Source organism: Vibrio sp. 10N.222.49.A3, from assembly GCF_041475145.1.
Lineage (GTDB): Bacteria > Pseudomonadota > Gammaproteobacteria > Enterobacterales > Vibrionaceae > Vibrio > Vibrio tasmaniensis_A.
In genome coordinates, this window is sequence record NZ_JBFRVM010000114.1 from 55,702 (window position 1) to 75,205 (window position 19,504).

Below are 19,504 nucleotides of genomic sequence, written 5' to 3' on the forward strand. Positions count from 1 at the left end.
GTCGACTGGCTCGTTAGCTTATGAAATTTAGCTATGCTGACGACGCATGTTGTCGAGAATAATACCTGTCGCCATTGCTACATTCAGAGACTCTGCGCCACCGAATGCTGGAATCGTAATCTTGTCTGTCACGAATTTAGCGGCGTGTTCACGAATACCGTGAGACTCACTGCCCATCAGTAAAATACCGTTGGCAGTAAATTCCGTCTTATGAACACTTTCACCTTCTAAGAACGCTCCGTAAACAGGCAGGTTCGCTTGCTCTAAGTATTCAGGTAAGTCTGTTTGGCTTACGTGTACTCGGCCAAAGCTGCCCATGGTCGCGCTGATCGTTTTCGGGTTGTATGGGTCTGCACAATCGCTGCTCGCAACGATATGCTTAATGCCATACCAGTCTGCTACGCGAATAATCGTACCTAGGTTGCCCGGATCAGATACACCATCCAGTGCAATCATTAACCCAGTAGCTTTTGGTAATTCAAACGTTGGGATCTCAACAACAGCAATCGCCGCATTGTTACTCACCAAAGTACTCGCTTTGGTTAGGTCATCAAGCGAGGCTTCAACACAATCAAACTCAAACAGTGACGCGTGATTTTCAGATAAGAAATCAGCCGTAGCAAAGACGTTCTTTACGACTAAGTCACTATTGAACAGCTCAAGTACGTTTTTTTCACCTTGAACTAGAAACAGGCCGTGGGCTTTACGTTGTTTCTTTTGGCCCAAAGCACGAAGGAGTTTTAATTGGTTTTTTGAAATCATGTTTTTATCCTAGATATAAGCCCGCGCATTATAGAGCAAAGGTTGGATAACCAAAAGCGTGATAACTCAATGCGATCCACTAAAAAGCAAAAGCAACCCACTTAAAAAAGAAAAGCGCACTAAATAGCGCGCTCTTATCTGATTTAATCATCTAACATTAAGCTGAACCCAAGATTAGCTGACCTGTATGATTAATATGGGGCAGGGTAGCGCTTAAACACTGTGTTGATATCGGTAAGGATCTCTTCTGACAACGGTTTGCTGAACGCTGCTACGTTCTCTTTCAGTTGTTCCATTGTGGTTGCGCCAATAATAGTGGAGGTGACACCATCAACTTGATTACACCACGCTAAAGCTAGTTGGCTCGGTGTAAATCCGTGAGCGTTCGCAACTTCGACATATCCTTTTACGGCTTCATTGGCAGACTCAGTGTCACGGAAAATGCCTTTACGCTGCATGTAAGTCCAACGGCTTCCTTCTGGTCTCGCACCATCAATGTATTTGCCACTCAGCATGCCCGCTGCTAACGGTGACCATGGTAGGTAGGCGACGTCTTCGTGCACACAGTTTTCAATCAAATAAGGCCAGTCTTTCGCGTGCAGCAGGCTAAATTCATTCTGAATAGAGACCATTCGCGGTAAATCATGCTTCTCACTGAGTTTAAGGTAAGTGTTAATGCCCCAAGTGGTGTCATCAGACAAACCAACATGACGGATTTTTCCGGCTTTAATGCAGCTCGCTAGTGCTTGGAGGATCTCTAGCATCTCCGCTTCATGCTGCTTTCGGTCGATATCACTGAATCGAATATGATTCGGGAAATGCTTGCCAAAGTGAGGCGTCGTTCGGTTTGGCCAATGCAGTTGGTAAAGGTCGATATAGTCCGTTTGTAAACGCGCTAGTGAAGCGTCAACCGCTGTAATTACAGCTTCCCCCGTGATTGGCCCGCCATCTCGAACCCAAGGCAATCCCGGACCTGCAATTTTGCTGGCGATGATGACTTCTTGGCGGCGCTGCGGATTGCGAGCTAACCAGTTACCTATGATTGCTTCCGTTTTACCGTAGGTGTCTGGAGACGGTGGTACTGCGTACATCTCTGCGGTATCGATAAAGTTAATACCTTGGCTTAGCGAGTATTCGATTTGTTGGTCAGCTTGTTGTTGCGTATTTTGCAGCCCCCAAGTCATGCTGCCAAGGCAGATTCGGGAAACGGGAATTTGACTACTTCCTAGTTTTGAGTATTCCATTAAATTCGGGGTTCCTGTAGTGAGGCTCGTTAGTGCTCGCAGTGTGGATATTGAAAAAGGGCGAGTGAGGAATGAAAACGAATATAAATTATTAGCACAAAATGGCAACACAGGGTATGGCTTGGGCAAGTTTAATGAGTCATTTCTCATTGCAACAAATGAGTCTGCTTGATGATTGAGAAGCAACATACAAAAGACGCGATAGATAACAAGGTGTTAATAGATCAGGCGCCTGAATGAAGCTGCATTGGGATAGGAGAAAGGTTCAGAGACAAAAGAGCTCTACATCAACGAGAAGTAGAGCTCTTTTTTTAGGGGTTCTATAAACAAGTTCTGAGTATTGATTAAGTTACGAGGTCGCGTTGGTGTCAAAACCACCTTGAGATTGCGCCTGTCTTAGAGCTTCCTGCCTTTGAACTTCTTTCTCAGTTAATACTGGTTGAAGTGTTTCCTCAGAGGCTTGAGGAGAGAAAATGAAATATTTATTAATCGTCATAACTGTGTCTCCGTGTAACGTATGACAGATTCTGCATCAAGGATAAATTGTGATCATCATCCACTTTGTACTTTTTTTAGGCTGAGAGCGGAGGGCGTAGAATGCGTACAAAGCGATCGCTTATCATCCGTATGCAATGTTGAACTGACGAAACCCTCTGTTTTCAAGTATAGGAAGCGCATCTAATTTCGCACAACAATGATTTAGAGCAATTACATACATGGTCAGGGGCGTAAGATGAAAAGCCTCGCGACTGACTCTGCGTACGTATTTGTCTAAAAATACATCGCTTATCTATCTTAATAATTAGGTCAGTAAATCAATTACTTAATCCATGGTGAGATGAATTATGGAAAAGCTTGTCGAACGTTTTCTGAATTACGTTACTTTTGATACTAAATCCGATCCTTCTAATCAGCAATGCCCAAGTTCACCGGGTCAAATTACTTTTGCTGAAGCCTTAAAGTTAGAATTGGTTGCATTAGAGTTAGTTGATGTGTCTTTAGACGAAAATGGCTATTTGATGGCGAAACTGCCGTCGAATGTCGATTATCCAGTGCCTGCGATTGGCTTTGTGGCGCATATGGATACCGCTCCTGATGCTTCAGGAGCAAATGTGAAACCACAAGTGATTAAAGATTACCAAGGTGGAACGATTGAATTAGGTGAAAGTGGCGAGAGTTTGAACCCAAGCCAATACCCAGACCTTGATTCTTTACATGGTCACGACCTTATTACGACTGACGGCACAACTCTGCTTGGTGCCGATAACAAAGCGGGCATCGCTGAAATCATCAGTGCGATTGCTTACCTGAAAGCGAATCCAGACATCAAACACGGCGACATCTGCATTGGTTTCACACCGGATGAAGAGATTGGCCGCGGTGCGAACCTGTTTGACGTTGAAAAATTTGGCGCCGAGTGGGCGTACACCATCGATGGTGGGCCAGTAGGGGAGTTGGAATTTGAGAACTTTAATGCCACGAGCGCTGATGTTATCTGTCATGGCGTGAACGTTCATCCAGGTACCGCCAAAGGTAAAATGGTGAACTCAATGAACATTGCAGCGCAATTCCAACTGATGATGCCTGCGCAAGAAACACCAGAGCGCACAGAAGGTTATGAAGGTTTTTACCACCTGAAGTCGGCTGAAATGGGTGTGGCTCGCTCTGAACTGGGATACATCATCCGTGATTTTGAACGTGAGGGTGTAGAAGCGCGTAAGGCATTCATGCAACAGAAAGTGGATGAGCTGAATGAGCGCCTAGAGAAAGGTCGTGTTGAGTTGGTGCTCACCGATAGCTACTTCAATATGAAAGAGATGGTTGAACCGCATCAACATATTATTGAATTAGCGAAGCAAGCGATGATTGAGTGCGATGTTGAGCCAATGATCAAGCCTATCCGAGGTGGTACAGACGGTGCTCGCTTATCTTTCATGGGGCTACCGTGCCCGAATATCTTTACTGGTGGCTACAACTTCCACGGTATTCATGAGTTCATTACCATTCAAGGCATGGAACAAGCGGTAGAAGTGATCGTGAAACTCTCTCAACGTACCGCTATTCACTATCAAAAATAGCCGTCTAAAACGCGATATCTCTTTGTATTTTTGAGAGTATTCATTAATACTCTCTTTAAGCATAAGGGAGTACGCGATGAAAAAGTTAGTTTTACTTTGCACCCACTTAGCCGTGGGTGCTTTTGGTTTTGGGCTTGGTGTCTACGCACTACCTATCTTGATTGAGCCTGATTCTCCTTCCTCAAGTTCTGTTGAAGCGATCAGTCAGCAGGCGATCTATACAGGTGAGTTCACCAAAGACCGACAAGACAGTGACTTTTTGCATTGGGGAGAAGGCATCGTCTCTGTCTCTGAAAGTGCGATAGCTTTTGAAGGTGAATTGGCGCCGGGGCCTGATTATAAGGTTTACCTATCACCCAAGTTTATTGAAACCGAGCAAGCTTTCAATGACAGCAAGAACGAGTTAATGAGAGTCGGAGATGTGAAAACATTCGACCGATTTATGGTTAACCTCCCAGAAGGTACTGATCTTAATCGATTTAATACGGTTGTGATTTGGTGTGAAACTTTTGGCCAATTTATTACTTCTGCCAAGATAAAATGATAGCCTTACCTATTAATCATGAAAAGGAGCGCTCTATTTTTGAGTGCTTTTTTATAATGCGTTTATTGGATTGAGTCAGTCGCTGTAAAGCTCATCGCTTTAATGCTCGTCGTTATAAAGCTTAATTGTTGTAATACAAAGGAATAAATAATGGAAAAGATGTGGCAAGTAATAGATTTCTTACTCGCTAATAAGTTTATTTTTAGTGTGCTGATCATCTGCATTATATTAATAATCCGACGAATCACTTTGTCTCGAATCCGTGGTGATGTCGCTTTTCTTAGTGAAGACCAACGTAACTGGATGTCACGTACCAAAAACGGCACATTCGCGATTATTGTTGTGACGTTATTCGTGCTGTGGAAATCCGAAATCAGCGAATTTGCGCTGTCTGTTACCGCTATTGCGGTTGCGATAGTCGTGGCCTCAAAAGAGATCATTCTCTGTTTTACTGGCTCTATTCAGCGTGCGAGTTCTCGCTCATTTCGAATTGGTGATTGGATTGAAGTGGGCAAAATCAGCGGTGAGGTGATTGAGCACAACTTGATGGCGACTGTGATTCAAGAAATCGATTTGTATCATGGGCAATATCACTTCACTGGCAAGACTGCCACGCTGCCTAATAGCATGTTCTTCACTTATCCGGTAAAGAACCTCAACTTCATGAAGCGCTATGTTTATCATAACTTTTTTGTGACGGTGAAAGACTTTGTAAACCTATACCCTATGGTGCCGGGTATTATCGTGAAAATTGAAGAGCATTGTGAAGAGTTTATCGATGTTGCCCGTCGTTACAATGGTGTGATTGAGAAGCACGCTGGGGTTGACCTTCCTGGCTCTGAACCGCACATTCATATCACGAGCAGCTCAACGGGTGAGCAAGAAGTCCACTTTATGATCTTCTGCCCGACAGAGAAAGCGATTCACCTTGAACAGGATATCCGTAAAGATTTCATGGAAGCTTACGCGTTGGCATTTCCCTCAAGTGACTAATACGATGCTGGAAGCTAACAAGTCCGAATAAAAAGAAAGCCGAGAGCGATAATATCGACTCTCGGCTTTTTTGTATTTGAGATCTAGACTTAGACCTGAGACCTAGCGTTAGAGATTAATCCAGGTCAGCGAGTGGCAACCAGTCTACTTCTACACCAGCTTGCTCAAACATATCTTGGCTTATCTTGATCTTATCTCCCCAACGAGAAAGGAAATCTTCACTTTGCTCTGGGCAATGTACCGCTGAAATTCCAGTTTGGATGATTTTTGCTGCACAGTTCGGACAAGGGAAGTGAGTGACCCAAACTTCACAACTGTCTAAATCACGTTTAGCAAACAAGATTGCATTTTCTTCAGCGTGAAGTGTCTTGAGGTATTTCATCTCGCGATCGTCAGTATCCGCACTATCAGACACGCCATGTGGGTAGCCATTAAAGCCAACTGAAACAATACGGTTGTGCTTAGTGATGACGGCGCCGACTTGAGTTGAAGGATCTTTACTCCAAGAACCGACCAATTCCGCCATTTGATAGAAACGTTTAGCCCATTTTGAAATCATGAGAATTCCTTAACAATTAAATGTGAATGCTTATCTGCCCGACAATACATGATGTTAGACAATATCCATAGAGAACAAAAGCTGAGAGGTTGATTTACTTAGTAATTGTAACGCGTTTGTAATTACTTTATAAGCACTTAGTTTCAATTAACATATTGATACACTTTGGTTCGTTATAATTGATATTCCTCGGACAATAGTAACGGGTGTGTTACGTAAATTTTATACTGTTCAAATACTAACAAGTGACGGTATAACCATGCGTAAAAAGTTGATCCTTACGGCTCTTGCAAGCTCTCTTATTCTTGCTGGATGTGGGCAAGATGCTCAAAATGCCAAGCAAGCGCCTCTACCTCTCGTAGCAGTACAGGATGTTAGCGTTGTTTCTCACCAGCAAAGTAAGTCGTACATCGGTCGTATTGAAGCCGTTGAAGACACGGCTATCACAGCGCAGGTTTCTGGCTATCTACAAAGCCGTCATTTCAATGAAGGTCAAATGGTCGAAAAGGGCCAATTACTGTACTCCATTGAACCCTCTTCATTTGAAGCTGAAGTAGCAAGCGCAAAAGCGTCTGTTGCTCAAGCGAACGCGAACCTTAAAAAAGCCGAGCTTGATTTTAACCGAGGTAAGAACCTTCTCCCTAAGGGGAGTATTTCTCAATCGGAATTTGATGCATTGACAGCAAACTTATTGGGTTCTCAGGCACAGCTTGAAGCAAGTCAAGCGCAGCTCAATGCAGCCAATGTCCAGCTTTCTCATACCAAAATTATTGCGCCTTTCTCTGGACGAATCAGTGACACCAAAGTGAGCACGGGTGACTTGGTTTCACCGTCTTCAGGTGTATTAACCACCTTGGTTAGCCTAGATCCAATCCATGCATCGTTCAGCATCAGTGAGCGTGAGCGTATTGAGCTGGGTATGGATCGTATCGAAGGCGACGGCAGCAGCGATTCTGCAGGTGTTGAAGTTCAGATCATGCTTGAGAATGGTGAAGCGTTCGAACATCTAGGTCAGCTTGATTTCTTGGGTAACCGTATCAACCTCAATACTGGTACGATCGCGATGCGCGCAATTGCTGATAACCCGAACCAGCAATTACTTCCAGGCCAACACGTTCGCGTTGATCTACGTGAAAAGCAATCTATTGATGTTGTGACTATTCCGCGTCGTGCAGTTCAAACCGACCTAGAAGGTGACTTTGTGATGGTATTGGTTGAAGGTGAAGCCGCACCCGTTGCTGAGCGCAGAAACATTGAGATGGGGCGACAAGTTGAAGGTGGTGTGATCGTTCATTCTGGTCTAGAGAAGAACGACGCAGTGATCACTCAAGGCCTACAACGTGTACGTAATGGTATGTCTGTTCGTATTCAAGCTTCTGCTGAACAAGCTGAGTAAGGGGGCTATTTATGTTAAGTCGTTTCTTTATTCAAAGGCCTAAGTTTGCCCTTGTCATATCCATAATATTAACGCTGGCGGGTGCGATCTCTCTCGCTATCTTACCAGTGGCCGAATATCCAAAAATTAGCCCACCATCGGTCAGTGTGTCGGCATTCTACACGGGTGCTAGTGCTGAAGTGGTGGAACAGGCGATAGCCGACCCCATAGAGACATCGGTGAATGGCGTAGAAGATATGATCTACATGTCTTCTAAAAGTGCTAATGATGGTTCATACAACCTTAACGTGACCTTTGATGTCGGTACTGATGCTGATATGGCTCAGGTCAACGTTCAGAACCGGGTTGCTCAGATCGAATCGAAACTTCCACAAGAAGTAAGAATGGTGGGTGTAACGGTCAAGAAGCGTTCACCTGACCTATTGATGGTATTGAACTTCTACTCGCCGAACGGAGAGTACAATGACCAATTCCTTATCAACTACGTGAACTTGAACATTAAAGACCAATTGGCTCGTGTAAAGGGCATTAGTGAAGTTAACGTGTTGGGTGGTGGTGAATACGCGATGCGTGTTTGGTTAGATCCTGAAAAAATGGCTAACCTCAATATAACTACCTCTGATGTGAATCGCGCTTTGGCGGAGCAGAACGTTCAAGTCGCAGCTGGCCGTATTGGAGCTGCACCTTATAACAACGCGCAAGAAGTGCAATTCAACTTGGTAACAAAAGGCCGATTAGAAACGGCTGATGAGTTTGAAAATGTTGTGCTTCGTGCAAATCAAGACGGTTCAACGGTTTATTTAAAAGACGTCGCACGTGTTGAGCTAGGTAAAAAGTTCTACGATGGTAACGGTAAATACCGTGGTCAAGACGCTTCAATCGTAACGCTGTCACTTCAGTCAGACGCTAATGCGCTGGAAAGTGGTAAAGCAGTCATGGCGATGCTCGACAACCTAAGCAAAAATTTCCCTGAAGGCGTTGCTTACGAGGCGAGTTACGACACCACACTCTTCGTTGCTGAGTCGATTAAAGGTGTAGTTAAAACACTCATCGAAGCAATTTTGCTGGTTATCGCAGTAACGTACTTGTTCTTGGGCAGTGCCCGTGCAACCTTGATTCCTGTGGTTGCGATTCCGGTATCTTTGATTGGTACTTTTGCGGTCATGCAGATGACCGGCTTTACCATCAACACAGTAACCCTGTTTGGTTTGATTTTGGCGATTGGTATCGTAGTAGATGATGCGATCTTGGTTATCGAGAACGTAGATACGACGATGGCCAAAGATCCTACCATTTCACCGCGAAAAGCAACGCTTATCGCAATGAAAGAAGTCACGGGGCCAATTGTTACCTCAACCTTGGTTCTGTTAGCGGTATTCATCCCAGTAGCGATGCTGCCAGGTATTACCGGCATCATGTATCGTCAGTTCGCTCTGACTATCTGTATCGCGGTTGTGATCTCTTCTATTAACGCTCTAACGCTGTCGCCAGCATTGTGTTCATTGGTTCTTAAGCAGGGCGGTGGTAACACAGCACGTTGGTACCAAGCGTTTAACCGTGGTCTTGAATCAGTAACCAACAAATACGGTCAAATTGCAGGCTTCCTTGTGAAAAAGGGTGTTCTGCTATTTACCTTCTTTGTTGTGGCGCTAGCGGCGGTAACTTACTTCGCGAAAACCACGTCTACGGCTTTCGTACCTCAAGAAGATAAAGGCATCTTGCTGGTTAACGTGCAGCTTCCTGACGCTGCATCGCTGTCTCGTACAGAAGATGTGACAGAGCAGTTACTAGAGATGGTTGAGCAAGAGCCGGGCGTTGATGGTGTGACACTGGTTAACGGCTATGCATTCATGACGGGCGCTTCAGCTTCGAATGGTGCGTCGATGTTCATCAAGCTCCACGATTGGGAAATGCGTAACGCACTAGACGGTCAACATTCAGCGCAAGCTATCTCACAACGTATTAATGGCCGAGCAGCAACAGAACTGCCTCAAGCGATTGTATTTGCAATGGGACCTCCTGCGGTTCCGGGCATGGGTGCTGCGTCTGGTTTTGAGTTTGTTCTCGAAGATACATTAGGTCGTAGCCGCACTGATCTAGCGATGGTCATGAATGACGTGATTGCTGAGGCAAACAAACAACCTGAGATTTCACATACCTTCAGTACCTTCCGCGCTAATGTACCTCACTACTATGTCGATATTGATCGTGAGAAAGCGCAACAGCTAGGTATTCCCCTATCGGAAATATTCCAAACGCTACAAGGCAATCTTGGGTCAATGTACGTGAATGACTTCACCATGTTTGGTAAGAATTTCCGTGTCACCATGCAAGCAGACAGTGAACACCGTAGCAGCATGGATGACCTACAACGATTCCACGTACGTTCGTCTAATGGCGAGATGATCCCGTTAAGCACATTAGTGACTTACGATCAGATCTTTGAACCAGACGTAGCATGGCGTTACAACATGTACCGCAGTGCCGTTATTCAAGGCCAACCAGCACCGGGTTACTCAAGCGGTGATGCGATTGCTGCAATGGAACGTGTTGCGGCTGATGTACTGCCGCAGGGTTATCAGTACGAATGGACAGGCATGGCTTATCAAGAAGTATTGGCAGGCAACCAAGCGATCTTTGCGTTTGCACTGGCTCTGATCTTCATCTATCTGTTCATGGTGGCGCAGTCCGAGAGTTGGACAATCCCTATAGCGATTATCTTAGTGGTACCGGTTGCAACCTTAGGTTCTTTCTTGGCGCTGAACCTGACAGGCACACCGCTGAATCTCTATGCACAAATTGGTTTGGTTCTCTTGATAGCTTTGGCCGCGAAGAACGCAATCTTGATTGTGGAATTCGCAAAGGTTGAGCGTGAAGAGAAAGACGTACCGATTGAAGATGCGGCGGTGAAGGGCGGTACGCTGCGTTTTCGTGCTGTGAACATGACGTCTTGGTCATTCATTTTAGGTATATTCCCGCTTATCTTCGCTGCGGGTGCTGGTCACGTGAGTCAAAACTCATTGGGTATTTCTCTGATTGGTGGCCTGCTATGTGTGTTGTTAGCGGGTACGTTCCTAATCCCTGGCTTCTATGCATTCGTGCAACGTAAGCGTGAGAAGGCACACGGTGGCAATACCAAGTTGATTCCACTGGACGATGAATAGGGAAGTTAGTGTCTTGTAGGATGAGCCCTTTACAAGGTTTCTCCTTGGTAATTAATTTCTTGTAAAAACGAAGGCTTAGCATAGTGCTAAGCCTTTTTTTATTCCACTTGTGAATAAAGAATCTGTTTATATAATGAAATGTTTATTATAAGGTAGAGTTAATACTCCAATTAAAGCTCTCCAATAAAATGGTGTTTTATTCTTAGGTTGTTGTTTTTGTTGGATATATAAGTGTTCGGCTAACACTTGTATGCTCGAAAGTATTTGCACAATAGTGTGAAGTGTTTCAAAATTACCAAGTTATATTGAAATATTTTGTGCATTGAGGTTCTTATGAAAGTCATTGATTTATTTAAACACCGAGGCGACAGCGTGTCTTCGCAACACTCAGAGTTTATGCAATGGATGTCTCCAGCTCTTAGAGATTACTGGGGAGACTTTCTGAATCGCACGCAAAATAGTCATTTCTTTGCGTGGGTTCGTGATCACCACAAACCTGCTGTCAATGAAGATGCGCCAGAGATGCCTGTTGAACCACAGATCGTACTTAAGCCAGAAGCACAACTTGTATTTGATGAGCTTGAACAGCAGATCGGTGAAGTGATCCATACTGGTGATTGGATCAATGTAAGCCAAGACAGAATCAACCAGTTTGGCCTCGTTACTGAAGATATGCAGTGGATTCATACAGAGCCTTCTAAGGCTGAAACAGATTCTCCGTTCAAAACAACCATTGCACATGGTTTTCTGACTTTGTCTCTGCTTCCTCGACTGACAGACAGTGTTGATCCTGACAAATCTCAATTCCCAACGGCGAAGATGGTTGTAAACATTGGTCTTAACCAAGTACGTTTCCCATACCCTGTAAAATCGGGCAGTAACGTTCGCGCTAAAAGTACGCTAACAAAAGTAACGCCAATTAAGAAAGGCCTAGAGATTGAACGCGAAATCCGCATAGAGATCGAAGGCATCCGTCGTCCTGGTGCTGTGATTGTTTCGGTGATTCAACTTCACTTCTAGAGCTTTTTTATAAGTAGAATTGCTTTTAGCGAAGATTATAGATTCAAAAAAAGAGAGAGCTTAAGGCTCTCTCTTTTTGTTTTTGTCTATCAAGGCGATATCATCAGCATCCTAACAACATCACAAAAGTCGTTATCTTACTTGATACGCGTGTAGTTATTTAATGCGTTTGTAGTTACTTGATGCGCGTGTAGCCGTACTCTTCGATAAGATCTTGCCCTTGTTTTGACTTCACGAACTTAATGAAATCTTTGCTCTCGTCAGAAACTGATTCAGTTTTGTGCAGCAATAAGAATGGGCGAGCCAATTCATAACTGTGGTTGGCGATGTTCTTAGATGTCGGCTCAACGCCTTCAAATGTGATTGCTTTGATCGAACGGTCGATAGAGCCAACAGAGATGAATCCAATCGCATGTGGGTTATGGTTAACAATCGTTTTTACCATGCTGTTGCTGTTTACAACTAAGTTATTTGGGTTGATGTCAGACACTAGACGGTCGTTAATGATTTTTGTCAAACCAAGTAAGCTCTCGAAGCTGTAACGTGAACCAGAAGAAGCTTCACGAGTTACAACTGCGATAGGTTGATCCGCACCACCTATGGCTTTCCAGTTTGTGATTTTTCCTTTGTAGATATCGAATAGCTGTTCACGTGTAACGTTGCTTACACCGTTTGAACGGTTAGTTACGACGGCTAGGCCGTCAAAGGCAATTGGAAATACCTTCAATTTTTCACCCTGTTCGCGGTCAGTTAAGTAACGCGAGCTCATACCAATATCAGCGACACCTTTATTGACCATGGTAATACCCGCTGTAGAACCGATGCCCTGAACAGCAATATAGTTATCAGGGTGAGTCTTGTTGTACTCCTCAGCCAATACATCCATCACACGCGATACCGAAGTGGAGCCCGAAATATTGGTTTCTTGTGCAAAAGCAGCATGAGAAGACAGGGCTAAGGATAAAAGAGAGGCAAGCGCGACTCGTAACATAAACAACTCCTAGTTAATAACATTTGCCGGCTATGATAGGTCGGTTATATGACAATTTTGTGAAATTCTATCCGCTCAATGTGTCGCTATTAGCTTGATGAGTGAAAGCGAGTTGGGTTTACAAAAGCAGGGTTCGTTTCTGGGAGCAGGTCGGGTATTTTGTTTGCGCTTGTTCGCTAAAATGTTGGTTGAGTCCTAAGCTAAGTAGAGGAATTCACTACTTAGAAGTTTCTATGAAGTTACAAGGGGTGTTATGTCCGTCATTCATATCGAACTGAATCGTCTTTTAATTGGAGCTGAGAAAGCTCTGTACATCTCGAAATCGCAGTTTACCTGTCGAGCTAGGCAAATCCCTTTATGAAGAGTGTGAGGGTGGTGTGCTGTTTTCTCAGGCTCATTATCTGCTCGACTCATCTCATAGCGATTACACAAATGAGATCGTCTGCGTTAGTTTTGATGAGTCACTGTCATGTTGGTTGGTAATGGTGCCGCTAGAAGGTGATGTAGAAACCGATTCAGTAAATTGGGGGCCTTATCCTTACTTACCTCAATCGAAGGATCTTGATGCTATTTTGTCTGAAATAGAAAAAGACCCTAAATCGTACTTCTGGTCGTGATTATTCTGTTGAGATGTTTGCGAGGGGCTTGATACCTAAAACGAACAACTTTTTTAAACTCACCACATTGCAACCTATCTGCGTCACTAAAATGATCTATGTTACTAAAAACGATGGATGTCACTTCAAATTATGCCAATAAGATTGCGTAGTTATACCAATCACAGTGAGTAAGTTATCAGTGATTTACTACGATTGGTATTAATAAGATTGTGAAACCAAAGACCGGAAATCTTTTGGTGTTTTACCGTGATAGGTTTTAAAGGCGGTACTAAAATGCGCCGCACTTTTAAACCCGGATTCATAAGCAATTTGAGTAATCGATTTGTTCGATGTTCTTAGTTGTGTGGCTGCGTGGGCGATTCGCTTTATCTTTAAGAGGTTTGAAAACGAAAGGTCTTCCGCCGATAAACGGCGTTTAAGTGTGGCTGGTGACATCCCCATATAGCTGGCTAGGGTATCGAGTGAGATATTATTTTCTATATTCTGTTCAATGTAATGGATGACCTTTTGTGTCACCGTCAATCTAGAAATTCGGCTAATAATCGCTAATAGTTCCGGATACTGCTCGACCATTAAAGACAGTAAACCTAAGCCTAGTTGGGTGAGTGCGTAATCATTCTGAGTCGATGAATTGGCCAGAGACATGATGAGCTCTTTCAATTGGCATATTTCGGTATCCGTTTGATTGAACTTAATGTACTTATCTGGAGTTTGAGTGGATTCTAAATCACTGAACTGATTTATGAACTTTTGGAAAATTGCCAAATCAAAATCTAAGCAAATCGCACTAAACTCACCATTTTCAGTGTCGACCGTGATGTCTTTAATCTGACCAGAATTGTAAAGCGTGAAATCTCCCGCTTTTAACGAGGCTTGGGTGCCATTAGGCAGCATAAAAGATATGCTTCCTTTCGATACCATAAAGATACCGTTTTTAGAGGCGGGGTAGCGTTCGCGTTTCCTGGGAATAAAGTTTCTGAATTGAGTGACCGTGATTGATGGCATAGTGAGCTTCTTTGGCGTTGTAGATTAATTGCTTTTTTTAGTATTGTTTAAGCATGAGACATTTACAAAAAAGGCGCTAATAATTAGCGCCTTTAGAAGTAAACCTATTAGAAATTAGGCTTCGGTTTCATTTGTCGTTTCAGGCTCGCTAGGCAAGTCCGCAAAAACTTGAGTCGGCTTTGCTACTAAGTTACGGTTTTCCTGATTAACTTCGGAGAGAACTACTTCTAAAACGTCTCCCAGTTTGTGTACCATTTCTTTATCAATAGATACAGTACCCATATCACCATTGCACTCAATTCTCTCTTTATTATCAAGAATGAGAGAGCCTGGGATAAACGCCGCTGCACCATTGTCAAGTAGACGTACACGCATACCAGCGCGGTTAATGTCGAAGATCTCTGCTTGGAAACGAGTTTCTTCAACTGGAGCGTTCGCTAGAGTACGAGCATACAACCAATCGCCAACGTTACGTTCAGCCATACCGTGGTGACGGCGGTGCAGGGCAAGTTCATCACCAATGGTTTCGTCTGGTGTTTGAATTGGCGCTTTACCTAGGATGTGTGCTTTAAGCATGCGGTGGTTAATCATGTCACCGTATTTACGAATTGGAGAAGTCCAAGTTGCGTAAATGTCTAATCCCATTGCGTAGTGCGGCGCAGGTTCATTGCTGATCTCGCTGTATGCTTGGAATTTACGAATACGGTTATCGTAGTAGCTGTTGTCTAAAGAGCCTAACCAACGGCGCAGAGTGGCAAAACCTTCTAGAGAAACGATCTGCTCTTCTGTAAACGGTGTTTCAGCTTCTGGGTTAACCAGCTCCAGAACGTCTGCTACTTTCTCCGCTTTAAAACCAGAGTGACAGTTAAAGACACCTTGATTAAAGCTTTCTTTTAATACTCGACCGGCACAGATGTTCGCGCTGATCATAGACTCTTCAACCAACTTGTTTGCGCTACGACGCATGTCCGCGTGGATAGCAACAACATCGTTATCTTCGCTAAGCTCAAAGCGGTAGTCAGGGCGATCTGGGAACACAACCGCATTTGCAGAACGCCACGCTGAACGTGCTTGAGCAAATTGGTGAAGGTCAGAAACAATTGCAGCAATCTCTTCTGACGGTTGCCATTTCTCGGATGCACCTGTTTCTAGCCAGTCTGATACGTGGTCGTAAGCAAGACGAGCGTGAGATTTGATGTTTGCAGCGAAGAAGTTAATGTCATCACCGATAACACCATCTTTAGATACCGTTACTGTGCAGCAAAGTGCCGAGCGAACTTCGTTCTCTATTAGTGAACATAAGTTGTCAGCTAGATCGCGAGGCAACATTGGGATGTTACGACCAGGCAGGTAAATAGTGAAACCACGCTCGCGAGCCACTTTATCCATTGCATCATCTGGAGAGATGTAAGCGGTAGGATCAGCAATTGCGATAGTCAGTTCGAAATCACCGTTCTCTTTCTTCTTAGCGTAAAGCGCATCGTCCATATCTTTTGTGCTTTCGCCATCGATAGTCACAAAAGGGACGTGAGTCATGTCTACACGTTCAAGATCAGCGTCGTCTTTGATCTGCCAGTCGTCGATGCCTTCAGGTTCGCTGTTTGGTAGGTCATTTTGCGCTAGCGTTACCCACCAAGGCGCGATTTTGTCGTCAGCGTCTGTGATTTTCTCAGAGATCTGAGCTAAGAAGCCGTTGTCACCTTTTAACGGGTGTTGAACGATATGAGCAACAACCCAGTCGCCTTCTTTAAGCGTTTCAGGGTTCAAACCCTTCTTTGCTTTCGCTTTAAGCTGCAGTTTTTTCAGTTGCGGGTGATCTGGAACAACGTTCAATCGACCTTTGAAAAGCTTAACTCGTGCAATAAAACGAGTTAGACCCTGTTCAATCAACTCCTCTGGCTCTGCAACTTCGCGCTCTTTCTCAGTGCGAATGATGGCAATCACCTTGTCACCGTGCACACATTTTTTCATGTACGGCGGTGGGATGAAGAAGCTAGTTTTGCTATCGACTTCGAGAAAACCAAACCCTTTTTCAGTGGCTTTGATCGTACCTTCCTTTTTAGGGAGAGTTTCTTGGATTTGCTGTTTGAGTTGAGCGAGTAGAGGATTATCTTGAAACATTTGACTTTTATCTATCGAGGACAATTGAGCACACTATAATCATTGCGAGGCTTGATTACTACTTAAAGGCGAAGTGAGCGTAAATTAATTGCCCTCTTATTTAACTAGGTCAATTTGCTAGAAGTTTGGTGCTGTGACGAGATATTCATCAAGTTTTGACGATATGATAGCCAGTGTTGATGTAAAACCGAAAAATATGTGATGTATTTCAATTTTTTCTGGCTTTTTTTATGCATTTAAGGAATAATCCGCCTCCCTTAGACGTCCCTAATGGCTTGAAGTGTTTTATTACTGCTTCGTAACTCTGAATGGAATCAGTATCTGATTGGATCAGTATTGGAATTGATAGAGCTCCCGGGACCTTTTGTTTACTTATATATAGTGGGATCCCAATGTCCGAATCTGTAATTCAATTTAATGAATTAGCCCTAAACGAAAACATTCTTTCAGCTCTTGATAGCATGGGTTTCGTTTCTCCGACTCCAATCCAAGCAGCAGCTATTCCTCTTCTTCTTGAAGGCCGTGACGCACTAGGTAAAGCACAGACTGGTACTGGTAAAACAGCAGCATTCTCTCTGCCTTTACTTAACAAAATCAACCTGAACCAACATAAACCACAAGCAATCATCATGGCTCCTACTCGTGAGCTAGCGATTCAAGTTGCTGCGGAAATTAAAAACCTAGGCCGTGATATCAAAGGTCTTAAAGTTCTTGAAATCTACGGTGGTGCTTCAATTGTTGACCAAATGCGCGCTCTAAGCCGCGGTGCTCACATTGTTGTTGGTACTCCAGGTCGTGTTAAAGACTTACTAACTCGTGACCGTCTACACCTAGATGAAGCACATACATTTGTTCTTGATGAAGCAGATGAAATGCTAAAAATGGGCTTCGTAGATGACGTTACTTGGATCCTAGAGCAAGCTCCAGAATCTGCACAACGTGTACTTTTCTCTGCGACTATGCCTCCAATGGTTAAGACTATTGTTGACCGTTACCTACGTAACCCGGCTAAAGTCGATGTTGCTGGTACTAACCACACAGTTGACAAAGTAGCGCAGAACTACTGGGTTGTTAAAGGCGTAGAAAAAGACGAAGCAATGTCTCGTCTTCTTGAAACTGAAGAAACTGACGCGTCAATCGTATTCGTACGTACTCGTCAAGACACTGAGCGTCTAGCTGATTGGCTATCTGTACGTGGCTTCAAAGCTGCTGCACTGCACGGTGATATTCCTCAGTCTCTACGTGAGCGCACTGTTGATCACATCAAACAAGGTGTTATCGATATCCTAGTTGCAACTGACGTTGTAGCACGTGGTCTTGATGTTCCACGTATCACTCACGTATTCAACTACGACATCCCATTTGATGTTGAATCTTACATCCACCGTATTGGCCGTACTGGTCGTGCTGGACGTAAAGGTAAAGCGATCCTACTAGTTCGTACTAACCAAATTCGTATGCTTCGCACTATCGAGCGCGTAACTAAGTCTCAAATGGAAGAAATCCAACTTCCACAACGTGACGAAGTTGCTGCTGCACGTGTTGCTAAGCTTGGTGCTGAGCTTGAAACTGAGAAAGAGAGCAAAGCTCTAGAAAACTTCGCAGGCTTAATCTCTACACTACAAGAGTCTCTAGAAGTTGATGCTGCTACTCTAGCTGCAATGCTTCTTAAGCGTCAGCAAGGTAAGAGCCCTCTATTCTACGTTGGCGAAGACCCAATGATCGCTGCTATTGAGCGTGATAAGAACCGTCGCAAAGAGCGTCGTGAAGATCGTGACAATGGCCGTGACGGTGGTGGTCGTAACTTCAATACTCAAGATTGGGATACGTACCAACTACAAGTTGGCCGTGAGCAAGGCGTTCAGGTTAAAGACATCGTTGGCGCACTAGCAAACGAACTAGGCCTAACTAAAGGTTCTATCGGTGCTATCAAACTAGACCAAGGTTCTACTTACGTTCAACTGCCAAAAGCAATGAACTCTGAAACTGCTGGTAAGCTAAGCAAACTTCGCATTCGTCAAAAAGAAGCTGGCGCTGTAGTTGTTGATTTCAACGACTTCCGTGAGCCTCGTCGTGGCGGCGGTGGTCGTGATGGCAACCGTGGCGGCGGTCGTGGCGGTCGTGATGGTGGCGGCTACCGTGGTAACCGTGAAGGCGGTAATCGCGAAGGTGGTAACCGTGAAGGTGGCAATGGCGGTCGTGGTGGCTACCGTGGCAACCGTGACGGCGCACGTGATGGTAACTCTGCTGGTGGTCGTGATGGCGAACGTCGCTTTGACCGTAACCGTGGTGGCGATCACCGTGGTAACCACCGTGGCGAACGTGGCCATGGCAACGCAGCAGGCAATGGCGGCAACCGCGGTCGTCGTCCAGAGCGCAACGAAGGTTAATCAACCTTTAGTTTTAAGTGAAACTTACAAGCCAAGTGCTTATAGGTGAATAGCTTAAATAGCGAATTTAAAAGCCGAGCTTAGTGCTCGGCTTTTTTGTGCCTGCTATTTGAACTTAAGCTTTGGTTAGTTCTATATATTCGGCAGCTTACTTCAACTAAACGTCGTCCCTATATCTAATGTTAGCGCCTAAACTTAGCTGTATCGTGTTCTAAGTCTATATTGAAATAACGTGCTACAAAGATACTAAAACAATGAGTGAAGGCTATCTAAGCGACGTTACAGTTCATTTATTCGTAGAGTTGTACTCGAATGCAATTAAAAGAAGATCGGATTTTGTCGTTCACTATTCCCAACTCTTGTGATCTTTTTGATGCAAACATTGAGCATTGAGAAATCGAGCAAAAAGTTATCGGCAATGATAAGCAGAGAAAAGGGAAGGGGGCTAGGGGAATACGTGCATTGGTTCGATTCACTCTAGTTAACTTAATCGAGTAGAAATTAGGGCGTGTTGATCTTTCGAGCTGGTTTTTGCAGCGAGTTGCTGGGTATTTATACAAGGCGGAGGCTTTGATGTGTAGCTAGTCTACATGAGAAGCCGATAACGTAGTAGAAAT

General features: G+C 44.2%; 14 protein-coding genes and 1 pseudogene. 8 read left to right on the forward strand and 7 right to left on the reverse strand.

Annotated features, from left to right (window positions below; translation table 11 throughout):
- Window positions 1-27: 27 nt before the first annotated feature.
- The 3 genes from AB4589_RS18630 to AB4589_RS18640 all read right to left on the reverse strand — a co-directional run bounded on the left by AB4589_RS18630 (window position 28) and on the right by AB4589_RS18640 (window position 2,502).
- Window positions 28-762: an RNA methyltransferase gene (locus tag AB4589_RS18630; RefSeq protein ID WP_009844781.1), complete on the reverse strand. Its 735-nt coding sequence runs from the start codon at window positions 760-762 to the stop codon at window positions 28-30.
- A 191-nt stretch (window positions 763-953) separates the two neighbouring features.
- Window positions 954-2,006, reverse strand: coding sequence for an aldo/keto reductase (locus AB4589_RS18635; RefSeq protein WP_372101454.1), 1,053 nt, complete (start codon window positions 2,004-2,006; stop codon window positions 954-956).
- A gap of 349 nt (window positions 2,007-2,355) precedes the next feature.
- On the reverse strand, window positions 2,356-2,502 hold the full coding sequence (locus AB4589_RS18640) for a hypothetical protein (RefSeq protein ID WP_009844784.1): 147 nt from the start codon (window positions 2,500-2,502) through the stop codon (window positions 2,356-2,358).
- Between the two features lie 349 nt (window positions 2,503-2,851).
- On the opposite strand from AB4589_RS18640, the gene pepT reads away from it, so the two are divergent.
- The 3 genes from pepT to AB4589_RS18655 all read left to right on the forward strand — a co-directional run bounded on the left by pepT (window position 2,852) and on the right by AB4589_RS18655 (window position 5,621).
- Window positions 2,852-4,084, forward strand: coding sequence for a peptidase T (pepT, locus tag AB4589_RS18645; RefSeq protein ID WP_372101456.1), 1,233 nt, complete (start codon window positions 2,852-2,854; stop codon window positions 4,082-4,084).
- A gap of 76 nt (window positions 4,085-4,160) precedes the next feature.
- The gene (locus AB4589_RS18650; RefSeq protein ID WP_372101458.1) at window positions 4,161-4,628 is read left to right on the forward strand and encodes a DM13 domain-containing protein; all 468 of its coding nucleotides are present in this window, start codon (window positions 4,161-4,163) and stop codon (window positions 4,626-4,628) included.
- A 150-nt stretch (window positions 4,629-4,778) separates the two neighbouring features.
- Window positions 4,779-5,621: a mechanosensitive ion channel family protein gene (locus AB4589_RS18655; protein WP_372101460.1), complete on the forward strand. Its 843-nt coding sequence runs from the start codon at window positions 4,779-4,781 to the stop codon at window positions 5,619-5,621.
- Window positions 5,622-5,736: 115 nt separating this feature from the next.
- Here AB4589_RS18655 and AB4589_RS18660 read toward each other — a convergent pair whose 3' ends face one another.
- Window positions 5,737-6,180 (reverse strand): dCMP deaminase family protein, encoded by a 444-nt coding sequence (locus AB4589_RS18660; RefSeq protein ID WP_004731749.1) that lies wholly within the window; start codon window positions 6,178-6,180, stop codon window positions 5,737-5,739.
- 259 nt (window positions 6,181-6,439) lie between these two features.
- Between AB4589_RS18660 and AB4589_RS18665 the strand changes: the two genes are divergently transcribed.
- The 3 genes from AB4589_RS18665 (at window position 6,440) to AB4589_RS18675 (ending at window position 11,760) form a co-directional block, all read left to right on the forward strand.
- Complete coding sequence (locus AB4589_RS18665) at window positions 6,440-7,576, forward strand: efflux RND transporter periplasmic adaptor subunit (protein WP_009844788.1); 1,137 nt, start codon at window positions 6,440-6,442, stop codon at window positions 7,574-7,576.
- 11 nt (window positions 7,577-7,587) lie between these two features.
- Window positions 7,588-10,740, forward strand: a complete 3,153-nt coding sequence (locus AB4589_RS18670) for an efflux RND transporter permease subunit (protein ID WP_372101462.1) — start codon at window positions 7,588-7,590, stop codon at window positions 10,738-10,740.
- Between the two features lie 333 nt (window positions 10,741-11,073).
- A complete protein-coding gene (locus AB4589_RS18675) occupies window positions 11,074-11,760 on the forward strand; it encodes a MaoC family dehydratase (RefSeq protein ID WP_372101464.1) in 687 nt (228 codons plus the stop codon).
- 175 nt (window positions 11,761-11,935) lie between these two features.
- Here the strand turns inward: AB4589_RS18675 and AB4589_RS18680 are convergent, their stop codons facing one another.
- A complete protein-coding gene (locus AB4589_RS18680) occupies window positions 11,936-12,751 on the reverse strand; it encodes a phosphate ABC transporter substrate-binding protein (protein ID WP_009844791.1) in 816 nt (271 codons plus the stop codon).
- Window positions 12,752-13,004: 253 nt separating this feature from the next.
- Between AB4589_RS18680 and AB4589_RS18685 the strand changes: the two are divergent.
- A pseudogene (locus tag AB4589_RS18685) lies at window positions 13,005-13,368 on the forward strand (DUF3024 domain-containing protein).
- A 201-nt stretch (window positions 13,369-13,569) separates the two neighbouring features.
- Here the strand turns inward: AB4589_RS18685 and AB4589_RS18690 are convergent.
- Entirely contained in the window at window positions 13,570-14,376 is an 807-nt protein-coding gene (locus AB4589_RS18690; RefSeq protein WP_017099793.1) for an AraC family transcriptional regulator, read from the reverse strand.
- 114 nt (window positions 14,377-14,490) lie between these two features.
- On the reverse strand, window positions 14,491-16,497 hold the full coding sequence (gene rnb / locus AB4589_RS18695; protein ID WP_372101465.1) for an exoribonuclease II: 2,007 nt from the start codon (window positions 16,495-16,497) through the stop codon (window positions 14,491-14,493).
- Between the two features lie 308 nt (window positions 16,498-16,805).
- On the opposite strand from rnb, the gene AB4589_RS18700 reads away from it, so the two are divergent.
- On the forward strand, window positions 16,806-18,887 hold the full coding sequence (locus AB4589_RS18700) for a DEAD/DEAH box helicase (protein ID WP_372101467.1): 2,082 nt from the start codon (window positions 16,806-16,808) through the stop codon (window positions 18,885-18,887).
- The last annotated feature ends 617 nt before the right edge of the window (window positions 18,888-19,504 follow it).

Bases quoted from the DNA above. Each gene is read 5' to 3' on its own strand.
- AB4589_RS18660 (WP_004731749.1), bottom strand. From the start codon at position 6,180: ATGATTTCAAAATGGGCTAAACGTTTCTATCAAATGGCGGAATTGGTC.
- AB4589_RS18670 (WP_372101462.1), top strand. From the start codon at position 7,588: ATGTTAAGTCGTTTCTTTATTCAAAGGCCTAAGTTTGCCCTTGTCATA.
- AB4589_RS18700 (WP_372101467.1), top strand. From the start codon at position 16,806: ATGGAATCAGTATCTGATTGGATCAGTATTGGAATTGATAGAGCTCCC.
- pepT (WP_372101456.1), top strand. From the start codon at position 2,852: ATGGAAAAGCTTGTCGAACGTTTTCTGAATTACGTTACTTTTGATACT.
- rnb (WP_372101465.1), bottom strand. From the start codon at position 16,497: ATGTTTCAAGATAATCCTCTACTCGCTCAACTCAAACAGCAAATCCAA.
- AB4589_RS18650 (WP_372101458.1), top strand. From the start codon at position 4,161: ATGAAAAAGTTAGTTTTACTTTGCACCCACTTAGCCGTGGGTGCTTTT.
- AB4589_RS18675 (WP_372101464.1), top strand. From the start codon at position 11,074: ATGAAAGTCATTGATTTATTTAAACACCGAGGCGACAGCGTGTCTTCG.
- AB4589_RS18630 (WP_009844781.1), bottom strand. From the start codon at position 762: ATGATTTCAAAAAACCAATTAAAACTCCTTCGTGCTTTGGGCCAAAAG.
- AB4589_RS18635 (WP_372101454.1), bottom strand. From the start codon at position 2,006: ATGGAATACTCAAAACTAGGAAGTAGTCAAATTCCCGTTTCCCGAATC.
- AB4589_RS18665 (WP_009844788.1), top strand. From the start codon at position 6,440: ATGCGTAAAAAGTTGATCCTTACGGCTCTTGCAAGCTCTCTTATTCTT.
- AB4589_RS18655 (WP_372101460.1), top strand. From the start codon at position 4,779: ATGGAAAAGATGTGGCAAGTAATAGATTTCTTACTCGCTAATAAGTTT.
- AB4589_RS18680 (WP_009844791.1), bottom strand. From the start codon at position 12,751: ATGTTACGAGTCGCGCTTGCCTCTCTTTTATCCTTAGCCCTGTCTTCT.
- AB4589_RS18690 (WP_017099793.1), bottom strand. From the start codon at position 14,376: ATGCCATCAATCACGGTCACTCAATTCAGAAACTTTATTCCCAGGAAA.
- AB4589_RS18640 (WP_009844784.1), bottom strand. From the start codon at position 2,502: ATGACGATTAATAAATATTTCATTTTCTCTCCTCAAGCCTCTGAGGAA.